Genomic DNA, 21,201 nt, shown 5'->3' on the forward strand with positions numbered 1-21,201 from the left:
GTGTCCTGTTGGATCTGCAGCGCTCTCATGCCGGGAGGACAAGGTGAGCAGACGGTTTCTATCGATCGGTGAATGCATGGTGGAGCTCTCGCAGGCAGGCGACGGCCTGCTGCGCAAAGGCTTCGCCGGCGATACCTTCAACACCGCCTGGTATGCCCGCGCCTGCCTTGCCGCCGATTGGTCGGTCGATTATTTCACCGCTCTCGGCGACGATGCCATGTCGGACGAGATGCTGGCCTTCATCGACAAATCAGGCATCGGCACGAGCCTGATCCGCCGCATCAGGGGCAGGACGCCCGGCCTCTATATGATCAACCTGAAAGACGGCGAACGCTCCTTCAGCTATTGGCGCGACAGCTCTGCCGCCCGCAGCCTGGCCGCCGACCCGGATCGTCTGCGCGAGGCGGTGGAAAGCGCTGCCGTTATCTATTTCTCGGGCATCACCCTTGCCATCCTGCCGCATGAGGATGCTGAGACGTTGCTCGCCGAGGTCCGCCGCGCCAAGGCCGCCGGCAAGCTCGTCGTGTTCGATCCGAACATCCGTCCCCGCCTCTGGTCGAGCTACGACGTCATGCATACGACGATCAGCGAGGGCGCCCGCTCCTCCGTGATCGTCATGCCGAGCTTCGACGACGAGGCCGCCCATTTCGGCGATGATTCCATCGAGGCAACGATCCATCGCTATCGCACGCTGGGCGCTGTCGATATCGTCGTCAAGAACGGCGCAGACGGAGTAAGGTTGAATTTTGCCGGCGAGGAGACCTTCGTTCCAGCCGAAAAGGTGAAGAAAGTGGTGGACACCACCAGCGCCGGCGACAGTTTCAATGGCGCCTTCCTTGCCCGCTACCTTGAGACCTCGGACGCACCGGCCGCCGCCCGCTTCGCCGCAAAGGTCGCAGCCCGCGTCGTCAGCGAACACGGCGCATTGGTCGCAAAGGAAAAGATTGGATTGGATCGCGGCTGAACCCGCGCTGACAACACCCTACGAACGCTCCCCCCGCCTTGTCGGCATCTCCTGCACCGCGCGCCCAAGGGAAGCACCGCTGCTTTAGATCCGCGCACGAGCCAAAAACTCCGCTTTACCGGGTCGGGTGCCAGGAAAATCAGGATTTCGAAATCAGGACTTCTTCGGCCGATCGGACTCGCGAACCGCCTCGTCATGATACCAGCAGCTGTCGAGCGCGTCGCAGACATCGGCCGCCTCACGCTCCATCAGCCGGGCGAGTTCGAACCGGTTGATGGCCCGCATCGGCTTGACGGGAAACTGGTAGATCGTTGCGGATTCACGATGGAAACCGGTGGGCATGAGATCGCCTCCATTCAGCACGGCGCATCAACATTCAGGACCATTACCATAGCACAATGCACATAGTTTATGCAACTTGCACAATATATATGCATTGTTGTAATTATAGCCGCTCAACATGCTGACCAGGCCGAAAGCTTCCGCCTATTTGTTCAACACTTCATCATTTCAGCCCTAACGCCTCAATTTTCATCTGGTTTCGAAGCGGAAAAGCCGCGTTCTGCTTGAAGATAGGGCCCTCGACCGTCAAATCGGGCTGTTTTTGGAAAAAGAAAAATGCGCGTCGACTGGCTGATTCGCGATTTTTCTTTGGCCCGGCAGCTGAACTGGCACGCTACATGCTTTAAAAGCGTCATCCCTGGCGGTCGGATGCGCTTGCGCGCCGAGATCGTCTCCGGATTTGCTCACCTTCGTAGCATTGAGAGAGTCACGATGACAAAATATAAGCTCGAGTATATTTGGCTCGATGGGTACACTCCGGTACCGAACCTGCGTGGCAAGACGCAGATCAAGGAATTCGACGCATTCCCGACGCTGGAACAGCTTCCGCTCTGGGGCTTTGACGGCTCCTCGACGCAGCAGGCTGAAGGCCGCAGCTCCGATTGCGTGCTGAAGCCGGTCGCCATCTATCCCGACCCGGCCCGCACCAACGGCGCTCTCGTCATGTGCGAAGTCATGATGCCGGATGGCGTCACGCCGCACGCATCGAATGCTCGCGCCACCATCCTCGACGACGAAGATGCCTGGTTCGGCTTCGAGCAGGAATATTTCTTCTACCAGAACGGCCGTCCGCTCGGCTTCCCCGAGCAGGGCTACCCGGCTCCGCAGGGTCCGTACTACACCGGCGTCGGCTATTCGAACGTCGGCGACGTTGCCCGCGAAATCGTCGAAGAACATCTCGACCTCTGCCTCGCTGCCGGCATCAATCACGAAGGCATCAATGCCGAAGTGGCCAAGGGCCAGTGGGAATTCCAGATTTTCGGCAAGGGCTCCAAGAAGGCCGCCGACCAGATCTGGATGGCACGCTACCTCTTGCAGCGCCTGACCGAAAAGTACGGCATCGACATCGAGTATCATTGCAAGCCGCTCGGTGACACCGACTGGAACGGCTCGGGCATGCATTGCAATTTCTCGACCAAGTACATGCGCGAAGTCGGCGGCAAGGCCTATTTCGAAGCGCTGATGGCGCAGTTCGAAAAGAACCTGATGGACCACATCAACGTCTACGGTCCTGACAACGACAAGCGCCTGACCGGCAAGCACGAAACGGCTCCGTGGAACAAGTTCTCCTACGGCGTTGCGGACCGTGGTGCTTCGATCCGCGTGCCGCACTCCTTCGTCAAGAACGACTACAAGGGCTATCTGGAAGATCGCCGCCCGAACTCGCAGGGCTGCCCCTACCAGATCGCTTCGCAGGTTCTGAAGACGATTTCGGAAGTTCCGACAGCAAGCTCGGCTTCCGCTGCCGCTTAACCTCCCAAACGGCGCCGGTCCACGACCGGCGCCGTCATCCTTTCCGTAAGAGAATTGCGATCGACCGCTGACATATTCGCGGGGATCGAGCCGCTAAGGCCCTCTAGATGCTGGCATGCGGCTGTAATATTTCCATCATGGTCATGCCTCAAAATAGAGAAGCGGGAATCGCCGTTCCGGAACCCCGCTTTGGGGTTGAGCGTTGCCAGATCACTGCAACGCAGATGGAAATCGTGACATGTTGCAACGTCCGGCAAACACTTATAGCGGCGAAAGCTGGGCCAGTGCCGCAGCCGCCGGTAATCTGCCGGAACGGCTGGTAATCGTCACCGACGCCTGGCATCCGCAGGTGAACGGCGTCGTGCGCTCGATCGAGAACACCAATCGCGAGCTGGCGAAGATGGGCGTCGAGGTTTCGATGGTGACGCCGGAGCGCTTCCACAGCATCCCCTGCCCGACCTATCCCGAGATCCGCCTGTCGATCGCCAATTACCGCCGCGTCGCCCGCGAGATCGAAAAGCACAATCCTTCCTACGTGCATATCGCCACCGAAGGCCCGCTGGGGCTCACTGCCCGGCGCTGGTGCCTGCGCAAGCGCATGCCCTTCTCGACAAGCTATCACACGCGTTTTCCGGAGTATGTTTCTGCCCGCTTGCCGATCCCGCAGAGCTGGCTCTATGCCTTCGTGCGCTGGTTCCACAATGGCGGTGCCGGTTGCATGGTGGCGACACCGAGCCTTGCCCGCGAGCTATCGGCGCGCGGCATCAAGAACCTGATGCCTTGGACCCGTGGCATCGACGCCTCGCAATTCCACCCCATGCCGCTTGAAGACGAGCCTTTCGGCCTCCCCCGTCCGATCTTCATGACGGTCGGTCGCGTCGCCTTGGAAAAGAACCTGCCGGCCTTTCTCGATCTCGACCTGCCCGGCTCGAAAGTCGTCGTCGGCGACGGCCCGGCGCGCGCCGAACTGGAGCAACGCTATCCCCAGGTACACTTCACCGGCGTGAAATTCGGTGAGGATCTGGCGAAAATCTATGCCCAGGCCGATGTCTTCGTCTTTCCCTCGCTCACCGACACCTTCGGCAATACTATCCTCGAGGCGCTGGCATCGGGCGTTCCGGTCGCAGCTTATCCGGTCACCGGCCCGCTCGACATCATCGGTGAGGACAGTGAAGTCGGGGCACTCGATGCCAACCTGCAGATCGCCTGCCTTGCCGCCCTCTCCGCCTCGCGGCAGAAGGCGCGTGAGCTCGCCATGCAATATTCCTGGGAAGCAGCGACCCTGCAGTTCATCAACAATATCCGCGCCGCCAACGGCATCATCACGCCGAAATGGAAGAAGGCCTGGCAATTTGCCAAATCGCTTCCAAGAAGCAGAAAGCCCGGCGAAACCGCCGGGCCTCTCTCCTCCGCAGACTGATTGGTTTACTTGTGAAGCGCGCTGCGAAGCGTGTCGTTGGCGACCGCAATCGCGCTGCGTGCGGCAGGCGTTTCGGCAATCGCGTTCAGCAGCACGAAGTCATGGATCGTGCCGTTATAGCGCATCGACGTGACCTTGACGCCAGCTTGGCTAAGCTTGCGAGCGTATGCCTCCCCCTCGTCGCGCAGCACGTCGTTTTCGTCAACGATGACGAGCGCCGGTGGCAGGCCGTTCAGCTGCTCCAGCGAGGCCTGCAGCGGTGAGGCCGTCGGCTGCTTGCGCTTGGCTTCATCAGGCAAATAGGCGTTCCAGAACCACTTCATCGCTTCCTTGGTCAGCCACGGGCCATCGGCGAACTGGTTGTAGGACCCGTTGTCGAAATTGGCGTCGGTGACTGGGTAGAACAGCACCTGCTGATCGATGGCAGGACCGCCGCGTTCCTTGGCAAGCAGTGTCACCACCGCCGCCATGTTGCCGCCGACGCTATCGCCGGCGACCGCGAGCCTGTTGGCGTCGACCTTGAACTCCTTGGCGTGTTCGGCGACATATTTGGTCGCAGCATAAGCCTGCTCGATGGCGACGGGATAGCGGGCTTCCGGCGAGCGTTCGTAATCGACGAAGACGACAGCGGCATCGGCGCCGTTGGCGATCTCGCGCACCAGCCGGTCATGCGTATCCGCATCGCCCAAAACCCACCCGCCGCCATGGAAATAGAGAATGACCGGCAGCGTGCCCTTGGCATGTTCCGGGCGGACGATGCGCAGCTTGATGCTGCCTGTCGGGCCTGCCTTGATGACCCTGTCCTCTTCCTGGGCAGCAAGCATCTTCACGTCGCCCTTCTGCGCCCCGGCCAGGACATTGCGGGCATCGGCCGGCGAGAGCGTGTAGATCGGTGCGCCACCGGCCAGCCCGTCGATGAATTTCTGCGTTGCCGGTTCCAGTGCCGGATCGGCAAGCGCGCCAGCGGCGGAAGCTGCGAGCAGTGCGACTGCGGAAACTGCGGTCTTGATGGTCGACATTGTCTTGTCCTCTCGGTTTCGATGTTCGTTGTGAACGCCGGATTTATATCGCGCACGATTATTTATCGGACAATTTAAATTTATGCATGGCTGCCATGCATAAAGATCGCTTCCGATTATTTATTGCACGATATAAATTTGTCAGTTCCGGAGACAAGCCATGCAGGATCAGCTGAAGCTCGACAATTTCATCTGCTTCGCCGTCTATACGGCAGGCCACGCACTGAACCGCGTCTACAAGCCGCTGCTCGATGCTCTGGGACTTACCTATCCGCAATATCTGGCGATGGTTTCTCTATGGGAGCAGGATGGCCAGACCGTCGGGGGCCTCGGCGAAAAGCTCTTCCTGGAATCGAGCACGCTGACCCCGCTGCTGAAACGCCTGGAAACCGCTGGTTATGTCAGACGCGAACGCAGCCGGGAGGACGAACGCGTCGTCGTCATCCGCTTGAGCGAAGAAGGCCTTCGCCTGAAGGAAAAGGCGATCGGCATTCCCGGCTGCATCGCCGCTGCCAGCGGCCGCGATGCCGTCGATCTCACTCGGCTGCAGAGCGAGATCGTGGCGCTGCGCGAGGCGTTGAATAGAAGCGTGGCTTAGCTGTTGAATAGCAGATGGCTATCACAGCGCTTATGATAGCCCCTTCTGCCCTGCCGGGCTCGGGGTCGAACCACGGGTCTGACCCGTCCTTCGGACCCCCTACAGGTTGGGAGATCGGCTGGGCGTGATGGCTTCCCCAAACAACTGGCCATCACATGAACCGCAAATTTAAGGCGAGGCATAGCTTCTTGCCGATCTCCCCTTGTGGGGGAGATGTCAGGCAGGCCAAGCGTGTGCCACACGGCACACGCCCTAACTTCACAAAACGCCGGCAATCATTGCAAGCCCAGCTCTACGTCCGCCTCTTCTTGCCTTCGAACGGATTGTCCGGCGAGCGGAAATGGATGCGGATCGGCACGCTCGGCATGTCGAAATCGGCGCGCAAGCCATTGATCAGGTAGCGCGTATAGGATTCCGGCAGCGCATCGGAGCGGGTGCAGGAGATCATGAAAGCCGGCGGGCGGGCTTTGACCTGCGTCATGTATTTCAGCTTGATCCGGCGGCCGGAAACGGCCGGTGGCGGATGTTGGATCTGCTGCGTCTCCAGCCAGCGATTGAGCCGCGCCGTCGAAATGCGTTTGTTCCAGACCCTGTCGGTATCGATGATCGACTGCATCAGCTTGTCGAGTCCCCAGCCGGTCTGGCCGGAGATCGGCACGGCGCGGATGCCGCGCGCCTGCGGCAGCAGCCGGTCGGTCTTTTCGCGCAGGTCGGCAAGCACCGCCTGCCGGTCTTCGATCATGTCCCACTTGTTGAAGGCGAGCACGGCCGCGCGACCCTCGCGCAGCACCAGGTCGACTATCTGCAGGTCCTGCTTCTCGAAGGGGATCGTCGCATCGAAGACGATGACGACGGTTTCGGCGAAGCGGATGGCGCGCAGCGCATCGGCGACCGAGAGCTTCTCCAGCTTCTCGATCACCCGCGCCTTGCGGCGCATGCCTGCGGTGTCGAACATCTTGATGGTGCGGCCACGCCAGTCCCATTCGACCGAGATGGAGTCGCGGGTGATGCCGGCCTCTGGCCCGGTCAAAAGCCTGTCCTCGCCGAGGAAACGGTTGATTAGCGTCGATTTGCCGGCGTTCGGCCGGCCGACGATCGCCACCCTGAGCGGCTTGGTGTCGTCATAGACGGGCTCTTCGTCCTCGTCCTCACCCGCAGTCTCGGAAATGTCGACGTCGGTGACGGCAACATCTTCCTTCGCATAGGCCCGGTCCTCGCCGATCGCCGCGACGATCGCGTCGCGCAGGTCGATCATGCCCTGTCCGTGTTCGGCCGAAATCGGCGTCGGTTCACCGAGGCCGAGTGTATAGGCGTCGTAAAAGCCGCTGTCGGATCCGCGCGCTTCGGATTTGTTGGCGACCAGCACCACCGGCTTGCCGCGCCGGCGCAGCATTTCCGCAAGGGCGGTGTCCACGGGCGTCAGCCCGCTTTTGGCGTCTACGACGAAAAGCGAAAGATCTGCCTCATCGATCGCCGCTTCTGTCTGCGCGCGCATCCGGCCCTGCAGGCTTTCCGCGTCGGCCTCTTCCAGACCGGCGGTATCGATGATCGTGAAGGTCAGGCCCATCAGCCGCGCATCGCCCGGCCGGCGGTCGCGGGTCACGCCCGGCGTGTCATCGACAAGCGCCAGCTTCTTCCCCACCAGTCGGTTGAAAAGCGTCGACTTGCCGACATTCGGACGACCGACGATGGCGACCGTGAAACTCATTCTTTTTCCTTAAAACTCAGCCCTGTGCGGCGGGCGCCTTGCCGGATGCGGTAATGAGATCAAGCATCATATGGGCGCGATTGGCAACATTGCGCGGGCTATCGGTATCATCGACGATCGACTGGAACCACTGGCGCGCCTGCGCCATGTTGCCGGCCTTATAGGATGCAAGGCCGAGCGCTTCGCGCGCCGAATGCCGGAAGGCGTTGCCCGGCACGGCCATTTCCTCGATCGCAGCCGAAACCTGCTCGTAGCTGCCATTTTCGATGAGCAGCCAGCCGGCGCGCATTCTGGCGGCATCGCGCACGGCGGCAGGAACACCATTGTCCTTGCCGATCTCGTTGAAGGCGGCGATCGCCGCGCTAGCGTCGCCCTTCTGCGCCTGGACCGTCGCGGCCCGCATGCGCGCCAGCACCGGATAGGCGCCGTGGCCTTCCTTCTCAAGCTTGTCGAGCGCGGCCAGCGCCTCGTCGTTCTTATTCTCGTCGGCAAGCTTCATCGCCGCCAGGAACTGGTCGCCGGTGCCGGAGGAGCGGTTGTTGTCCCAATATTCGTAGACGACCTTGCCGGCGGTGCCGACGACGATCAGGATGGCAACGGCAATGATATAGCGGCCGAACCGGCGCCAGACGCCCTTCATCTGGTCAGACCGCAATTCCTCATTGACTTCACGGATGAAGCTGTCGTCGTTGAATGCCATTCTCGTCTCCGGCCGCGGAAATACCCATACACATGCAAAACGCATATTGTCGGCCTTCTACTCCATTTTGCCGCTGTTGTAAGGGGGATGTGAAAGATTAGAGCAATTCCAGGAAAAGTGCGAAGCGGTTTCCCAGGCAAAGCGCGAAGCGCTTTTGCCGGGAATTGCCTAAAACAAAAAATTAGAGCGGTTCTGCGCTTCCATGAAAAGCTGAACCGCCCTATCCCTAACGCGTCCGACAGGACGCACTAAGGACGCTCTAACACTTTGAATCCGCGCATAATCCTTTCCGAAAATCGGAATCGATTTTTGGGGTTATGCGCCGGTCACATCACGAGCGGCGAGACCCCGATCAACCATTCGTGCAGCTTCCAGATGATCAACGCCCAGGCGACGACGCCGATGACGACGGCATAGAGGTCGTATTTGGCCGAGACGAAGGGCCGGACCACAATCTCGCCCGCCCGCTGCCGCCGTTTGAGCGAGATGCGCAGAATGACGCCCCAGGCGAGAAAGGCTGCAAACAGCAGCACCGAGGACGTCTCGCCATTGGCGAGCAGATGCGCCAGCGCCCAGATCTTCACCGACAGCACCATCGGATGTTTGGTCTTCGTCGCGATATGCCCCGCCGGCAGCAGCGAGGCGACGAGACAGATCAGTGCGATCAACATTAGCGTAATCGCGATATGCGCCGTCCAGACCGGCGGATTGTAAAGCATGCCGGTCACCGCGCGCGCCTGCCCGAAACCGTAGATCAACAGGATCAGCGTGGCCAGACTCGCGATCGAATAGGCCGCCCGCCAGCCCGTCTCGCCGAGGCTTGCGATCATCGAACGCCGGAAACCGGGGGCCACCACCCGCACCAGATGCACTCCGAGGAAAAGTATGATGCCGACGATAAGCAATGTCATTGCGAGTCCCTTCCGTGCCGTTTGTCATGGCTTAGAGCCTTTCCTGGTCAGATTGAAGCATTCTGTTGGCTCAAACGGAGTCGGATGGTCGACCGGCCGGCGCGCGTCGTAGCCCAGTTCTACGGCCAAGCCGGCCGGTCGATCAGCCGGCCCGTTTCAGCCAACCCGAAGGGCCGGGCATCTTTCCGCCAGGATCAAAGGCGATCGGCTCGGACGTACCGTGGGGTATGCCCTTCGCCAATCGCCTCTGCCCTGACGAAAACCTGCTCCGGCAGAATGCTTCAAGCTGACCAGGAAAGGCTCTAACGGCTGGCGTAAATAAATGCCAGCGAGACCGCAGCTTCGCCGCATTTCTGTTAGAGGGAAACCGCGAACAAATTGTCGCGGTGTCCATGTCCCGTTTTTTCCTCTCCGCCTGTCTGGCTGCCTCGTTCCTGCTCCCGGCAACCGCCGAGGCGGCCGACCGGCCGAAACAGCTCGTCATCATTTCCTTCGACGGCGCCCACGACAATGCGCTGTGGTTGAAGAGCCGCGAGATGGCCGCGAAGAACGGCGCCCACTTCACCTATTTCCTCTCCTGCACCTTCCTGATGAACGATGCGGCGAAGAAGGCCTATCAGGCGCCGCACCAGAAACGCGGAAAATCCAATGTCGGCTTCGCCCAGAGCGACGACGAGATCCGCGAACGCCTTGGCAATATCTGGCACGCCCATCTTGAAGGCCACGACATATCGAGCCATGCCTGCGGCCACTTCGACGGCCGCCAATGGAGCGAGGCCGACTGGTCGGCCGAATACGCGACCTTTCACGCGACGCTGAAGAATGCCTGGAAGAGCGTCGGCCTCGAGGAGCCGGCCGGCTGGCAGGATCTGGTCGACCACGGCATCAAGGGCTTTCGCGCCCCCTATCTCTCGGCGACAGCGGGCGCCGACATGACCGCCGCAGAAAAGAAGGCGGGTTTCAGCTATGATGCGAGCCTTGTCACCAAGGGCCCGGCCATGCCCGTCGAGGAAGACGACATCATCCGCTTCGGCCTGCCGCTGATCCCCGAAGGCCCGAATGAAAAGCCGATCATCGGCATGGACTACAATCTCTTCGTCCGCCATTCCAAGGGCGAGGAAGACACGGCCGATTCCGCTGAATTCGAGGCGCGCGCCTATGCCGCCTTCAGGGAGGCATTCGACAAGCAGTATGCCGGCGCCCGCATCCCGCTCCAGCTCGGCTTCCACTTCGTCGAAATGAACGGCGGCGCCTACTGGCGCGCCCTCGACCGCCTGGTCAGCGACGTCTGCCACCGGGCTGACGTCGCCTGCATCAGCTATTCGGAAGCGATCCCGATGATCGAGGCGCGCGGGAAGCTGGAGCGGGCGTCGGGTCTCTGACGGCGTGGCACCACATCAGGATTGATGGCACCATCGCCGAGACGGCGTATCATGCCGCCCCTCATCGCCCTACGGGGCATCTCTCCCCAAGGGGAGAAGGAGGAATCGAGACCCTGCGGCAAGTCTCTTCTCCCCAACGGAGGGAAGGTGCCGGCGGGCAGATGAAGAGCCCCACGCGCCGACATTTGGATCACGGACAAGTCCCGTCCATCAACCGTCAGCATGCACGACGCCCGCGTCACGCTCCAGGTAGCGCTGGTCGATATCCGGCAGCGGCTCGTCGTCGATTGCCGCTTCGAAGGCCTTGAGGCGCTTGTGGATGGAGAGCAGCTCGATGATCGTTGTCCAGGAGTTGACGAGATACTGGAACGAGTTGCTGACCTGTCCGAAGGCGGTCGAGATCTGCTGGAAGATCCCGTAGGTGATGGCGCCCGCCACGATCGTCGGCACCAGCATGAAGACCACGAAGAGCGCGTCGGCCTGGATATAGAAATAGCGGGCGACATTGAAATACATGTAATGAAAATACATCCGGTAATAGTTCCTACGAACGTTGCCGAAGAGCTCACTGACTGTCAGCGGCTGAGCCCGTTCCGCATGGTCCTCGCCATAGACCAGTTCCTTGCGATAGGCTGCTTCGACGCGCTGGTTGCGGAAGTTCAGGCCCGGCAGCTTGACACCGGCGACCGCCAGCAGAACCGTGCCGAACGCCGACCAGAAGAGCGCCAGCCAGAAGAGTGAATTCGCCACCGGGCCGACGAATGGCAGTTCCGTCACATAATGCGATAGCGCCAGAAGGATCGGCAGGAATACCACGAGCGTCATCACCGAGTTGATGAGGCTGATACCAAGACCTTCGAGCGTGCTCGAAAAGCGCATCGTGTCTTCCTGAACGCGCTGTGAGGCACCTTCGATGTGACGCAGCTTTTCCCACTTCGACATATAGAAATTGTTCATCGCCGTTCGCCAGCGGAAGATGTAGTGGCTGGTGAAGAAGTCGGTCATGATCGACACGAACATGCTGAGAAATGCGATCTGACAAAAGATCCACATCAGGCTGTAGAAATTGTCGACGGAAATGCCCGGCTGCTTCGACAATGCGTTCTGCAGAAGATCGCCGAACGGCCGGCGCCAGTTGTTGATCACCACGGTGATCTGAACGCCGAAATAGGTCACGAAGATGATCAGTGCCGAACCCCAGATCGACCACAGTTTCCAGGGGTGGCGCAGCGCCTTCAGATGCCATGCGCCGCAGAAGATCACTGCCGAAAGGAAGAAATAGCTGTAAAACCAGACGTTTTCTGGGAGCAGGAAAAACGAAAGGTCGATCGGCTGCTGTTCCTCGGCAACCGGTGCGAAGCCCAGCGATGCGCCGAGACCGGCAGCGAAGAGATACCAGCCGGCAATGGAAATCAGGGTCCAAACGACGAGTGAAGTAAAGAACGCCTTTGGCTGTGGAAAAAAGGAATGAAACACGGGAGGGCTTTGCTTTCCTGAACTGTGAGTCTCGGGAGTGTCGTGGAACACGGATTGTGCCGGAAACTAAGGCAGTTCCAAGGAAGCAGCAATGGGTTCGGCCCATTGTTACGGAGATGTAACCGGTTAAGCGATTTTCCTGATCACCGGCATGACAAGCGCTGCGCAGGCGACGAGCGCGATGGCGGCAATCACCGTCGGGACGGTGAAACTGCCGCTGCGCTCGGCAATCCAGCCGGCAACAACAGGCCCGACGATCTGGCCGACGCCGAAGGCGGCCGTCATCATCGCCAGGATCCGCCGCGGGCTCTGAGGCGAAAGCTTGCGGCCGATCTGCAGCCCGTAAGCCGTGATCGCCAGGAAGGTCGCCCCAAACAGCGCCCCGCCGATCAGCGGTGCGACGGCAGGCGGCAGCGCCACGGTCGCGGCCACGCCCGCGGCCTCGACCAGAAGGGCCGCGACATAGACGCCGCCAAGCCCCAGCGATCTGACCAGTGGCTTCCAGGCAAACAGCGCGACCGCCGCCGTCAGGCCGGCGATGAACCAGCAGAGGAATTCGACGAAGGGCCCGGTTGCAGAAAGGCGCGCGATGGTGACGAGGAAGGTCGCGGTGATGACGTAGCCGAAACCGAACAGGCCGTAGGAGAGCGTCAGCAGCACCATCGGCTGGTTCCAGACCAGCGCCGGTTCCCTGCCCGCCTGCGCCGATTGCGCCGGGGCCGCCGGCAGCAGCAGGAAAACGACGACGAGGCTTGCCGCGCAATAGAGCGCCCCGCCGATCCAGTCGGCCCGCCAGCCGCCCGACCCATCGTGAAAGCCGAGGCCGATCAGAAACACCATGACTGAGGACAGCGCGATACCCACTCCCGGCCCACCAAAATGCGCCGCCTGCACGTGGTCATTGCCGGCAGCAGCTCCGTGACTGAGCACGATCGACGAGGTGAAGACCAGCGCAAAAGCGCTGGCGAGGCCGGCCAGGAAGCGGATGACAGAGAAGATCGCGACGGAATCGGTGGCAGCCATGGCGGCAAGCAGGATCGCCGTTGCCAGCAGCGACAGCAGCGCAACCAGCCGCTCCCGACCCGCCGCCCAGCCATAGGCGGCAAGCACGGCGCCGACGAGATAACCGACGAAATTCGCCGACGCAATGAAGCCGGCATCCGCGGCCGAAAGCGGCACGCCGCTGATCATGCCCGGCAGAATGGGAGTATAGGAGAAGCGCCCGAAGCCCATGGCGGCCGCCATCGCAACGGCGCCGGCAGCGGCAGTGGAGACAAGGTTCGGCCGGGAGTGACGGGTGCGCTCGAGCATGCAGCGCTTATCGCGCCGCAACATCCGCACCACAATCAAGTAATTCTGATCGATCGATCAATTTCCCCGAACATCAAAAATTCTCGGCCGCACTTGAAAGCAGTTATCGTAAGATATATGTTTTACGACATAGCTAACGATACATCCAACGATGAAAGGAAGGGCAATGAGAGGTTTTAAAGGCGGCATGTTCGGCGGAGATTTCCGCATGGGCCGCAAATTCGCGGCGGGCGATCTGCAGCTCGTCATCCTGGCACTGCTCGCTGAGCAGCCGCGCCACGGCTACGAATTGATAAAGATATTGGAAGAACGTTCGGGCGGCTTCTATGTGCCGAGCCCAGGCGTCATCTATCCCGCACTCACCTATCTCGAGGAAACTGGCCTTGCCGAGGTGGAGGCTGAGGGCGCCAAGAAGCTCTACCGCATCACCGAGGCCGGCCGCAGCCGCGTCGAGGAAAACCGCGCCATGATCCTGCATACCTTCGCCAAGCTGGAACGCATCGGCGAGAAGATGGCCCATGTGAAGCGCGTCTTCGAAACCGATCGTCACGGCGCCGACGAGGGCGATGACGGCGATTTCATGCAGGATGGCGGCGATATTCGCGCCGCCCGCATGCTGCTGCGCTCAGCCCTGCGCATGCGCTATCCCTGGTCGAAACCCGAAGCCGCCCGCATCGCCGGCATATTGGAACGTGCCGCCACCGAAATTCTGCAGGGCGGCAGGCCGGAAACGCGGGGGTGAAGACGGGGTTGGCGCCGACGTGCGTCGGGTTCGAGGACGCCGCGCCCCCAAGAGAGCCTCTCATCCTGGTGCGCCCCGCAGGGGCCTCGAAGGGCGAGGCGGGTGTACTGACGCCGGATGAATGCAAGAAGCGACAAGCAAGTATGATCCTTCGAGGTTCCGCCCTACAGGCTGCGCACCTCAGCAACGGCAACCTACAAGGATGAGGAACGTTGGCGAGCTGCCCCTACCCCCGCGCATCCGGCAAGGTCAAAACCACCGGGCCGTTGCGAGTCGCCACCACCGTGTGCTCATATTGCACGGTCGGCGCCTTGGGATCGGCATAGAGTGTCCAGGCATCGTCGCCGCCCTCGGCCCATGTCGCGCCGAGCGAAAGGAACGGCTCGACGGTGAAGACGAGGCCTTCCGTCATCATCCGCTTTTCCGAAGGGTCCGGCCAGGTCGATAGCTCGGCCGGCTCCTCGTGCAGCGATCGCCCGACCCCGTGGCTCGCCAGATTGGCGACCAGCGTATAGCGGTTCTTCTGCGCAAAGGCGCCGACTGCGGTGCCGATCTTGGCCAGCGGTTCGCCCGATTTCACCTGGTTGAGCCCGACCCAAAGCGCCCGCTTGCCGTCGCGGCAAAGCCGTTCGATCTTCGGCTTGACCGGCGGCATCGCGAAGGAGGCGCCGGTATCGGCGAAGAAACCGTCCTTCTCCGCCGAAACGTCGATATTGATGAGATCGCCGGCGCGGATGACGCGCGGGCCGGGAATGCCGTGGGCGATTTCCTCATTGATGCTGATGCAGGTAGCACCCGGAAACTGGTAGCAGAACTCCGGCGCCGAGCGCGCACCTGAATCCTCGAGCACCTTGCGGCCGATCCCGTCGAGCTCCAGCGTCGTCATGCCGGGCTCCATCGCTGCCGCCATCACCTGGATGGCGTTGGCGCAGATGCGGCCGATCTCCTTGAGCTTTGTCAGTTCGTCGTCGTTTGCGATAACCATTCGTCTGTCCCGGCCGTGCGCAGGGCGGCCGCGGCCACCTCAAGCTGAGGCTTTCGCCCCTTCACCCTTTTCAGTCAATGCCTTTCTGACGATCGGCGCGACTTTCGTCCCGTACAGTTCAATACCACGCATGATCTGATCATGCGGCATCAGGCCGATCGCCATCTGCAGCAGGAAGCGGTCGTTCCTGAAAAGCGCGTGATGGGCGATGATCTTTTCGGCGACCGCCTCGGGATCGCCAACGAAGAGCGCGCCGTTCGGCCCGCGCGACATATCGAAATGCGCCCGGTTCGTCGGCCCCCAGCCGCGCTCGCGGCCGATGCGGTTCATCACTTCGGCCTGCGGCCCGTAAAACTGGTCGGCGGCGGCCTCCGTCGTATCGGCGATAAAGCCATGGACATTGATGCTGGTCTTCAGCTTCGCCTGGTCCTGCCCTGCCCGGCGCGCAGCCTCGCGGTAGAGATCGAAGAGCGGCGCGAAACGGCGTGGCTCACCACCGATGATCGCCAGCGCCACCGGCAGCCCGAGCGCCCCGGCGCGCGCCACCGACTGCGGCGTGCCGCCGACGGCGACCCAGAGCGGCAGCGGATCCTGCAGCGGCCTGGGATAAACGCCGCGCCCGTTGATCGGCGCGCGAAGCTCGCCCTTCCACTCCACAACCTCGCTATCGCGCAGCGCCAGCAGCAGATCGAGCTTCTCCTCGAAAAGCTGGTCGTAGTCTTCGAGATTATAGCCGAATAGCGGGAAGGACTCGATGAAGGAGCCACGCCCGGCCATGATCTCTGCCCGGCCGTTGGAGAGCAGGTCGAGCGTCGAAAACTGCTGGAAGACGCGAACCGGATCGTCGGAGGAGAGCACGGTGACCGCACTGGTCAGCCGGATGTTCTTGGTTTTGACCGCGGCCGCGGCCAATACGACAGCAGGAGCGGATGCCGCATAGTCCGGCCGATGATGCTCGCCGAGCCCAAAGACATCGAGCCCCACCTGGTCGGCGAGCTCGATTTCCTCGATCAGGTTCTTCAGCCGCTCCGCCCCTTCGACACCTCTGCTGCCGGCAGGGCTCGGATTGACGTCGGCAAATGTGTAAAGCCCCAGTTCCATCATCGGCATCCTATTGAATTCCCGGCTGAGATAAGGATGGCTGGGATGGAGCGCAAATACAAATTGTGGAACGGAATGTTCGAGAATTTCGATGGCGGCACGATGTGTTTGGTGATCAGGAAGAGCGATCGATTAATTCGAATCTGAATTCAACCACTTCGAAGCGTCGGCGGATTCATCTTTCGAACCGCCTTAGATCGTACTTGAAGCGGCTGGACGGCGCACCCTCGCCGCGCCGTCCAGCCGCCGCTCACATCTTCGCCAGCAGCTCCGCCAGCTGATCGGCAGCCTTGCCCCACCCTTCGTGGAAGCCCATCTTCTCATGCGCTTCCTTGTCCTCGGCGCGCCAGTGCAGCGCCTTGGCCGTATATCTGGTGCGACCGTTGCCCAGATCTTCGAGCAGGATGACACCTGTAAAGAAAGGTTTCTCGGATGGTACCCAGGCGCTGGTATAGGCATCTGTGAAGACGATCTTCTCATTCTCGATGATCTCGAGATAGACGCCGCGGTTCGGATACTGATTGCCCTCGGGATCATGCATGACGACGAGACTGGAACCGCCGGGGCGGACGTCGAGCGTTGCGTCCGCCACACCCCAGGGACGCGGCACGAACCACTGCTTCAGCAGATCGGGATTGGTCCATGCCTTGTAGATCTTCTCGCGTGGCGCGTCGAATTCGCGCACGAGGACGAGTTCATGTTGCGTGCTGGCGGTCATTGCGACATCTCTCCATTTGAATGAAACCTGTCTCCTGTCAGGTTGTTACAAGGACGTGTCGACGTTCGCCGTTCCGACAGCGCACCGGCCTTTTCGGATTTTATTTTGCGATCGGCTGCGTGGCCTCTTCCTGCATCTTGTCGATCTGCCTGCGGATATGGGCGGCCTCGGCGGCCGAGTGGGCCAGGGCAATGGCGCGGTCGAAGGCTTCGCGCGCCTGGCTGGTCAGGCCAAGCTGCTTCAGCAGCCCGCCCCGTAAGCCGTGGTAGTAAAAATAGCCGCCGAGTTTTTCGCCAAGCGGATCGATGAGATCGAGCGCATCCTGTGCACCTTGGAGCTTGGAGACGACGACGGCCCGGTTGAGCGTTATTACAGGCGACGGCTGAAGGCGCTCCAGCGCGCGGTAGAGCAGGTCGATCTCCACCCAGTCGGTATCCCCAGCGCGTTTTGCCCGGGAGTGAACGGCGGCGATGGCTGCCTGCAACTGATAGGGGCCAGGCCGACGATGGCGCAGCGCCTTGTCGAGCAGCGCTAAGGCCTCGTTGATGAAGGGCTGGTTCCAGAGCGACCGGTCCTGATCCTCGAGCAGCACGATCTCGTCCTCGGCGCTGAAGCGCGCCGGCCGGCGCGAGATCTGCAGGAGCATGAGCGCAAGCAGCCCCATCAACTCCGGTTCCGACGGGAAGATATGCAGCATCAACCGAGCCAGCCGGATCGCCTCGTCGCTGAAGGCAGCCGCCTCATGCCGGGGATCGGCCTGGCTGTAGCCCTCGTTGAAGATCAGATAGATCATCGTGCTGACGATCGAGAGCCGTTCGGCCCTTTCCTCAGGGCTCGGCGTTTCGAAAGGCACCCCTGCCTTGGCGACGCGCGCCTTGGCCCGGGTGATGCGCTGCTCCATGGCGCTTTCGGACACCAGGAAGGCACGCGCGATCTGCGGCACCGAAAGGCCGGAGACGATGCGCAGCGCCAGGGCGATCTGCTGGGTCGCCGGCAGGTCCGGGTGGCAGCAGATGAAGAGAAGCCGCAGAATATCGTCGCGATAATGGGAATCATCGAGCCGCTCGACAATATCGCTTTCGGCATCCTCGGTATCGGAGATGACGTCCTCATCCGGCAGAGCCTGGGTCTTCGCTCGTTTGCGCACAGCATCGATGCCGCTGTTTCGGCCGACGAAGATCAGCCAGGCTGTGGGGTCACGCGGCGGCCCTTTCTCCGGCCATGTCCGGATCGCCCTCAGGCACGCCTCCTGAAAAGCCTCTTCCGCGATATCGAGATTGCGGAAATAGCGCAGCAGCGCGCCGAGCGCCTTCGGGCGGGCCGATGCAAGCGCGAGGTCGATCCAGGCAATGTCTGTCATGATGAAGCATCTCCGGGCCTGAACACGTAGAAAGGCCGAATTTCGTAAGAGGTGGAACCTGGATTGACGGATGAAAGCTGCTTCGAGAAGGCGATCGCCTCGTCGAGCGTTTCGAAGTCGACCACATAGAAGCCGAGAAGCGCCTCCTTCGTTTCCGCAAAGGGCCCGTCGATGACCAAGGGTTCGTCCTTGCCCTTGCGCACGGTGGTCGCAGCGGTCGTCGGCATCAACCGGCCGACGGGGCCGAGTTTGCCGGATGCGGCAAGCGGCTCCTGCACGGCATAGAGTTTCTCCATGACGGCAGCTTCCTCCTCCTTGCTCCAGGCAAAGACGGTTTCCTCATGGGCGTAACAAAGGATTGCATAAAGCATCGCTCACTCCTCTTTCCGAATGACGAAGGAGTACCGCCTTGACCGACAGCGCGCATCAAAAAATTATGGGCGGAGATTCGTGATCTCCGGAGCACGGGCGGCGCCGTAGCTGAAGAATAGCGGTGCATCTCCTGGGACGAACGGAACTACATCCCGGCGCTGATCACCCCTCGCTCAAGGTCCGCTTGACCGCGTTCTTCCAGCCCTTGAGCTTTGCCGCCCGCAGCTTCTCATCCATATCGGGCTCGAACCGCCGATCCCGCTTCCACCTCGCCGAAAAACCGTCCTTGTCCGGCCACACCCCTGCCCGGCTGCCGGCGAGCCAGGCGGCCCCCAGCGCCGTCGTCTCGAGAATGACCGGGCGGTCGACCGGGGCATCGAGCAGGTCGGCAAGGCGCTGCATCGTCCAGGTTGAAGCGACCATGCCGCCGTCGACGCGCAGCACCGTGTCTTCTGTGCCGTTCTTCCAGTCCTTTTGCATGGCGTCGAGCAGGTCACGGGTCTGGTAGCAGACGGCTTCCAGTGCCGCCCGGGAGAGCTCCGCCGGACCGCTGTTGCGCGTCAGCCCGAAAATTGCACCCCGCGCCTTGGCATCCCAGTGCGGCGCGCCGAGGCCGGTGAAGGCGGGCACGAGATAGACTTCCTGTGTCGGGTCGGCCTTTTCGGCCAGCGCGTTGGTTTCGGCGGCGCTGTCGATGATGCCGAGCCCGTCCCGCAGCCATTGCACGGCGGCACCCGCGATAAAGATCGAACCCTCCAGCGCATAGGTCGTCTCGCCGTTCAGGCGATAGGCGATGGTGGTCAGCAGCCGGTTTCTGGAACGCACCATATCGGCGCCGGTGTTGAGCAGTGCGAAACAGCCGGTGCCGTAGGTCGATTTCATCATGCCCGGCGCAAAACACGCCTGGCCGATGGTCGCCGCCTGCTGGTCACCGGCAACACCGAGAATCGGGATCGCTGCACCGAAGATGTCGGGATTGACCGTGCCGAAATCGGCGGCGCAATCCTTGACCTCCGGCAGCATGGCGGCCGGCACCCTCAGAATGTCGAGCAGATCCTCGTCCCACGCATTTTCGGCAATATTGTACATCAGCGTGCGCGAGGCATTGGTGGCATCGGTGACGAAGCTCTTGCCACCCGTCAGCCGCCAGATCAGGAAAGTGTCGATCGTGCCGAAGCAGAGATCGCCCCTGGCGGCGCGTGCCCGCGCGCCCTTTACGTTAGCCAGCATCCAGGAAAGCTTCGTGCCGGAAAAATAGGGATCAAGGATCAGGCCGGTCTTCTTGGTGAACAGCCGCTCCAGATCCTGCCTTTTCAGATTGTCGCAATAGCTTGCCGTGCGCCGGTCCTGCCAGACGATGGCATTCTGGATCGGTCGCCCTGTTTCGCGCTCCCAGACGACGACGGTCTCGCGCTGGTTGGTGATGCCGAGTGCTGCGAGATCCTTGGCCTCGATCCCGGCGTCGCGCAACGCCATGTGGACGGTGGAGACGACCGAATCCCAGATTTCCTCGGGATCATGCTCGACCCAGCCGGAACGCGGATAGATCTGGGTGAATTCCTTCTGGCCCTTGCCGGCGATACGCATATCGCCGTCAAAGACGATCGCCCGCGTCGATGTCGTTCCCTGATCGATCGCCAGAACATATCCGCTCATGAAAACCCTCCCTCAACATGTCAATTGTCGAGGCAAATCAATAGGACACGGATGCGGGCGAGAAAAGCGAATAAAGCGGAATTGCCAGCCCGACGGCTTTGGGCATAACCTCGCAAATAACGCTGCAACGCAGCATCGCGATTTCAGGAGTGAAAAGCATGAGCAGAACAGTCGTCGTCACCGGCTCCACCAGCGGCATCGGCCTTGCGATCGCCACGGCCTTCGCCGAAATGGGCGACAACGTCGTCATCAACGGCTTCGGAAAGGTCGATGAAATCAAGGCGATCGTCGAGCGGCTTGAATCATTGTCCAAAGGCCGGGCGATCTATCATCCGGCCGACATGACGAAGCCCGCCGAGATCGCCGACCTGATCGAAACGGCTGACAAGACCTTCGACACCGTCGACGTCCTGGTCAACAATGCCGGCATCCAGCATGTCGAGAAGATCGAGGATTTCCCGATCGAAAAATGGGATCAGATCATCGCGATCAATCTGTCGAGCTCCTTTCATACCATGCGCGCCGCGATCCCGCTGATGAAGGCCAGGAAGTACGGCCGCATCATCAACATCGCCTCGGCCCACGGGCTCGTCGCCTCCCCCTTCAAATCCGCCTATGTCGCGGCAAAACATGGTATATTAGGCCTGACGAAGACGGCAGCACTTGAACTTGCCGAATTCGGCGTGACCGTAAACGCCATCTGCCCCGGCTATGTGCTGACACCGCTCGTCGAGAAGCAGATCCCGGATACCGCCAAAGCCCGCGGCATGACCGAGGAGCAGGTGAAGAGCGAAGTCATCCTCAAGGCGCAGCCGACGCGTGAATTCGTCAAGGCCGAGGAAATCGGTGCACTGTCGCTCTACCTCGCCAGCGACGCGGCCCGCCAGGTGACCGGAACGCATATCTCGATTGACGGTGGCTGGACGGCGGCTTAACCATTTGGAAAAAATAACCGGGAATATC

Annotated in this window: 20 protein-coding genes; 7 read left to right on the top strand and 13 right to left on the bottom strand. The window is 61.3% G+C overall.

Translation table 11 applies throughout. The annotated features are described in order from the left end of the window. Nucleotides 1-43 precede the first annotated feature (43 nt). Complete coding sequence (locus NE851_RS27250; protein ID WP_254959131.1) at nucleotides 44-964, top strand: sugar kinase; 921 nt, start codon at nucleotides 44-46, stop codon at nucleotides 962-964. Nucleotides 965-1,117: 153 nt separating this feature from the next. On the opposite strand, the gene gstI is transcribed toward NE851_RS27250, so the two are convergent. Further along, complete coding sequence (gstI, locus tag NE851_RS27255; protein ID WP_254959133.1) at nucleotides 1,118-1,306, bottom strand: glutamine synthetase translation inhibitor GstI; 189 nt, start codon at nucleotides 1,304-1,306, stop codon at nucleotides 1,118-1,120. A gap of 432 nt (nucleotides 1,307-1,738) precedes the next feature. Here gstI and NE851_RS27260 point away from each other — a divergent pair, with 432 nt between their 5' ends. After that, complete coding sequence (locus NE851_RS27260) at nucleotides 1,739-2,779, top strand: glutamine synthetase beta-grasp domain-containing protein (protein ID WP_047611346.1); 1,041 nt, start codon at nucleotides 1,739-1,741, stop codon at nucleotides 2,777-2,779. Nucleotides 2,780-3,017: 238 nt separating this feature from the next. After that, entirely contained in the window at nucleotides 3,018-4,199 is a 1,182-nt protein-coding gene (locus NE851_RS27265) for a glycosyltransferase family 4 protein (protein WP_168332776.1), read from the top strand. Nucleotides 4,200-4,204: 5 nt separating this feature from the next. On the opposite strand, the gene NE851_RS27270 is transcribed toward NE851_RS27265, so the two are convergent. Beyond that, nucleotides 4,205-5,218 (bottom strand): alpha/beta hydrolase, encoded by a 1,014-nt coding sequence (locus NE851_RS27270; protein WP_254959134.1) that lies wholly within the window; start codon nucleotides 5,216-5,218, stop codon nucleotides 4,205-4,207. Between the two features lie 160 nt (nucleotides 5,219-5,378). On the opposite strand from NE851_RS27270, the gene NE851_RS27275 reads away from it, so the two are divergent. Continuing rightward, nucleotides 5,379-5,816, top strand: coding sequence for a MarR family winged helix-turn-helix transcriptional regulator (locus NE851_RS27275; protein WP_063474499.1), 438 nt, complete (start codon nucleotides 5,379-5,381; stop codon nucleotides 5,814-5,816). Between the two features lie 292 nt (nucleotides 5,817-6,108). Here the strand turns inward: NE851_RS27275 and der are convergent, their stop codons facing one another. The 3 genes from der to NE851_RS27290 form a co-directional block, all read right to left on the bottom strand. Then, the gene (gene der, locus NE851_RS27280; protein ID WP_047611354.1) at nucleotides 6,109-7,524 is read right to left on the bottom strand and encodes a ribosome biogenesis GTPase Der; all 1,416 of its coding nucleotides are present in this window, start codon (nucleotides 7,522-7,524) and stop codon (nucleotides 6,109-6,111) included. A 16-nt stretch (nucleotides 7,525-7,540) separates the two neighbouring features. Beyond that, nucleotides 7,541-8,224: a tetratricopeptide repeat protein gene (locus NE851_RS27285; protein WP_063474498.1), complete on the bottom strand. Its 684-nt coding sequence runs from the start codon at nucleotides 8,222-8,224 to the stop codon at nucleotides 7,541-7,543. Nucleotides 8,225-8,550: 326 nt separating this feature from the next. Then, nucleotides 8,551-9,135 (bottom strand): NnrU family protein, encoded by a 585-nt coding sequence (locus NE851_RS27290; RefSeq protein WP_063474497.1) that lies wholly within the window; start codon nucleotides 9,133-9,135, stop codon nucleotides 8,551-8,553. Nucleotides 9,136-9,527: 392 nt separating this feature from the next. Between NE851_RS27290 and NE851_RS27295 the strand changes: the two genes are divergently transcribed. After that, on the top strand, nucleotides 9,528-10,517 hold the full coding sequence (locus NE851_RS27295) for a polysaccharide deacetylase family protein (RefSeq protein ID WP_097542064.1): 990 nt from the start codon (nucleotides 9,528-9,530) through the stop codon (nucleotides 10,515-10,517). Between the two features lie 210 nt (nucleotides 10,518-10,727). Here NE851_RS27295 and sbmA read toward each other — a convergent pair whose 3' ends face one another. Then, nucleotides 10,728-11,993: a peptide antibiotic transporter SbmA gene (sbmA, locus tag NE851_RS27300; protein ID WP_063474495.1), complete on the bottom strand. Its 1,266-nt coding sequence runs from the start codon at nucleotides 11,991-11,993 to the stop codon at nucleotides 10,728-10,730. Nucleotides 11,994-12,119: 126 nt separating this feature from the next. Beyond that, nucleotides 12,120-13,304, bottom strand: a complete 1,185-nt coding sequence (locus NE851_RS27305) for a YbfB/YjiJ family MFS transporter (protein ID WP_174824438.1) — start codon at nucleotides 13,302-13,304, stop codon at nucleotides 12,120-12,122. 166 nt (nucleotides 13,305-13,470) lie between these two features. Here NE851_RS27305 and NE851_RS27310 point away from each other — a divergent pair, with 166 nt between their 5' ends. After that, entirely contained in the window at nucleotides 13,471-14,046 is a 576-nt protein-coding gene (locus NE851_RS27310) for a PadR family transcriptional regulator (RefSeq protein WP_047611365.1), read from the top strand. A gap of 226 nt (nucleotides 14,047-14,272) precedes the next feature. Here NE851_RS27310 and map read toward each other — a convergent pair whose 3' ends face one another. The 6 genes from map to glpK form a co-directional block, all read right to left on the bottom strand. Continuing rightward, nucleotides 14,273-15,031 carry a type I methionyl aminopeptidase gene (map, locus tag NE851_RS27315; RefSeq protein WP_047611367.1) on the bottom strand — a complete coding sequence of 253 codons (759 nt, stop codon included), beginning with the start codon at nucleotides 15,029-15,031 and terminating at the stop codon, nucleotides 14,273-14,275. Between the two features lie 39 nt (nucleotides 15,032-15,070). Continuing rightward, nucleotides 15,071-16,132: an LLM class flavin-dependent oxidoreductase gene (locus NE851_RS27320; protein WP_063474692.1), complete on the bottom strand. Its 1,062-nt coding sequence runs from the start codon at nucleotides 16,130-16,132 to the stop codon at nucleotides 15,071-15,073. 250 nt (nucleotides 16,133-16,382) lie between these two features. Beyond that, nucleotides 16,383-16,850, bottom strand: coding sequence for an SRPBCC family protein (locus tag NE851_RS27325; protein WP_063474494.1), 468 nt, complete (start codon nucleotides 16,848-16,850; stop codon nucleotides 16,383-16,385). A gap of 100 nt (nucleotides 16,851-16,950) precedes the next feature. Then, a complete protein-coding gene (locus tag NE851_RS27330) occupies nucleotides 16,951-18,210 on the bottom strand; it encodes an RNA polymerase sigma factor (protein ID WP_047611372.1) in 1,260 nt (419 codons plus the stop codon). Further along, a complete protein-coding gene (locus tag NE851_RS27335) occupies nucleotides 18,207-18,581 on the bottom strand; it encodes a YciI family protein (protein ID WP_011653034.1) in 375 nt (124 codons plus the stop codon). The genes NE851_RS27330 and NE851_RS27335 overlap by 4 nt, the downstream gene beginning before the upstream one ends. A gap of 163 nt (nucleotides 18,582-18,744) precedes the next feature. Beyond that, nucleotides 18,745-20,238: a glycerol kinase GlpK gene (glpK, locus tag NE851_RS27340; RefSeq protein WP_063474492.1), complete on the bottom strand. Its 1,494-nt coding sequence runs from the start codon at nucleotides 20,236-20,238 to the stop codon at nucleotides 18,745-18,747. Between the two features lie 158 nt (nucleotides 20,239-20,396). On the opposite strand from glpK, the gene NE851_RS27345 reads away from it, so the two are divergent. Continuing rightward, a complete protein-coding gene (locus NE851_RS27345) occupies nucleotides 20,397-21,173 on the top strand; it encodes a 3-hydroxybutyrate dehydrogenase (RefSeq protein WP_132572794.1) in 777 nt (258 codons plus the stop codon). Nucleotides 21,174-21,201: the final 28 nt, after the last annotated feature.

The organism is Rhizobium anhuiense bv. trifolii, from assembly GCF_024346605.1.
GTDB lineage: Bacteria > Pseudomonadota > Alphaproteobacteria > Rhizobiales > Rhizobiaceae > Rhizobium > Rhizobium anhuiense.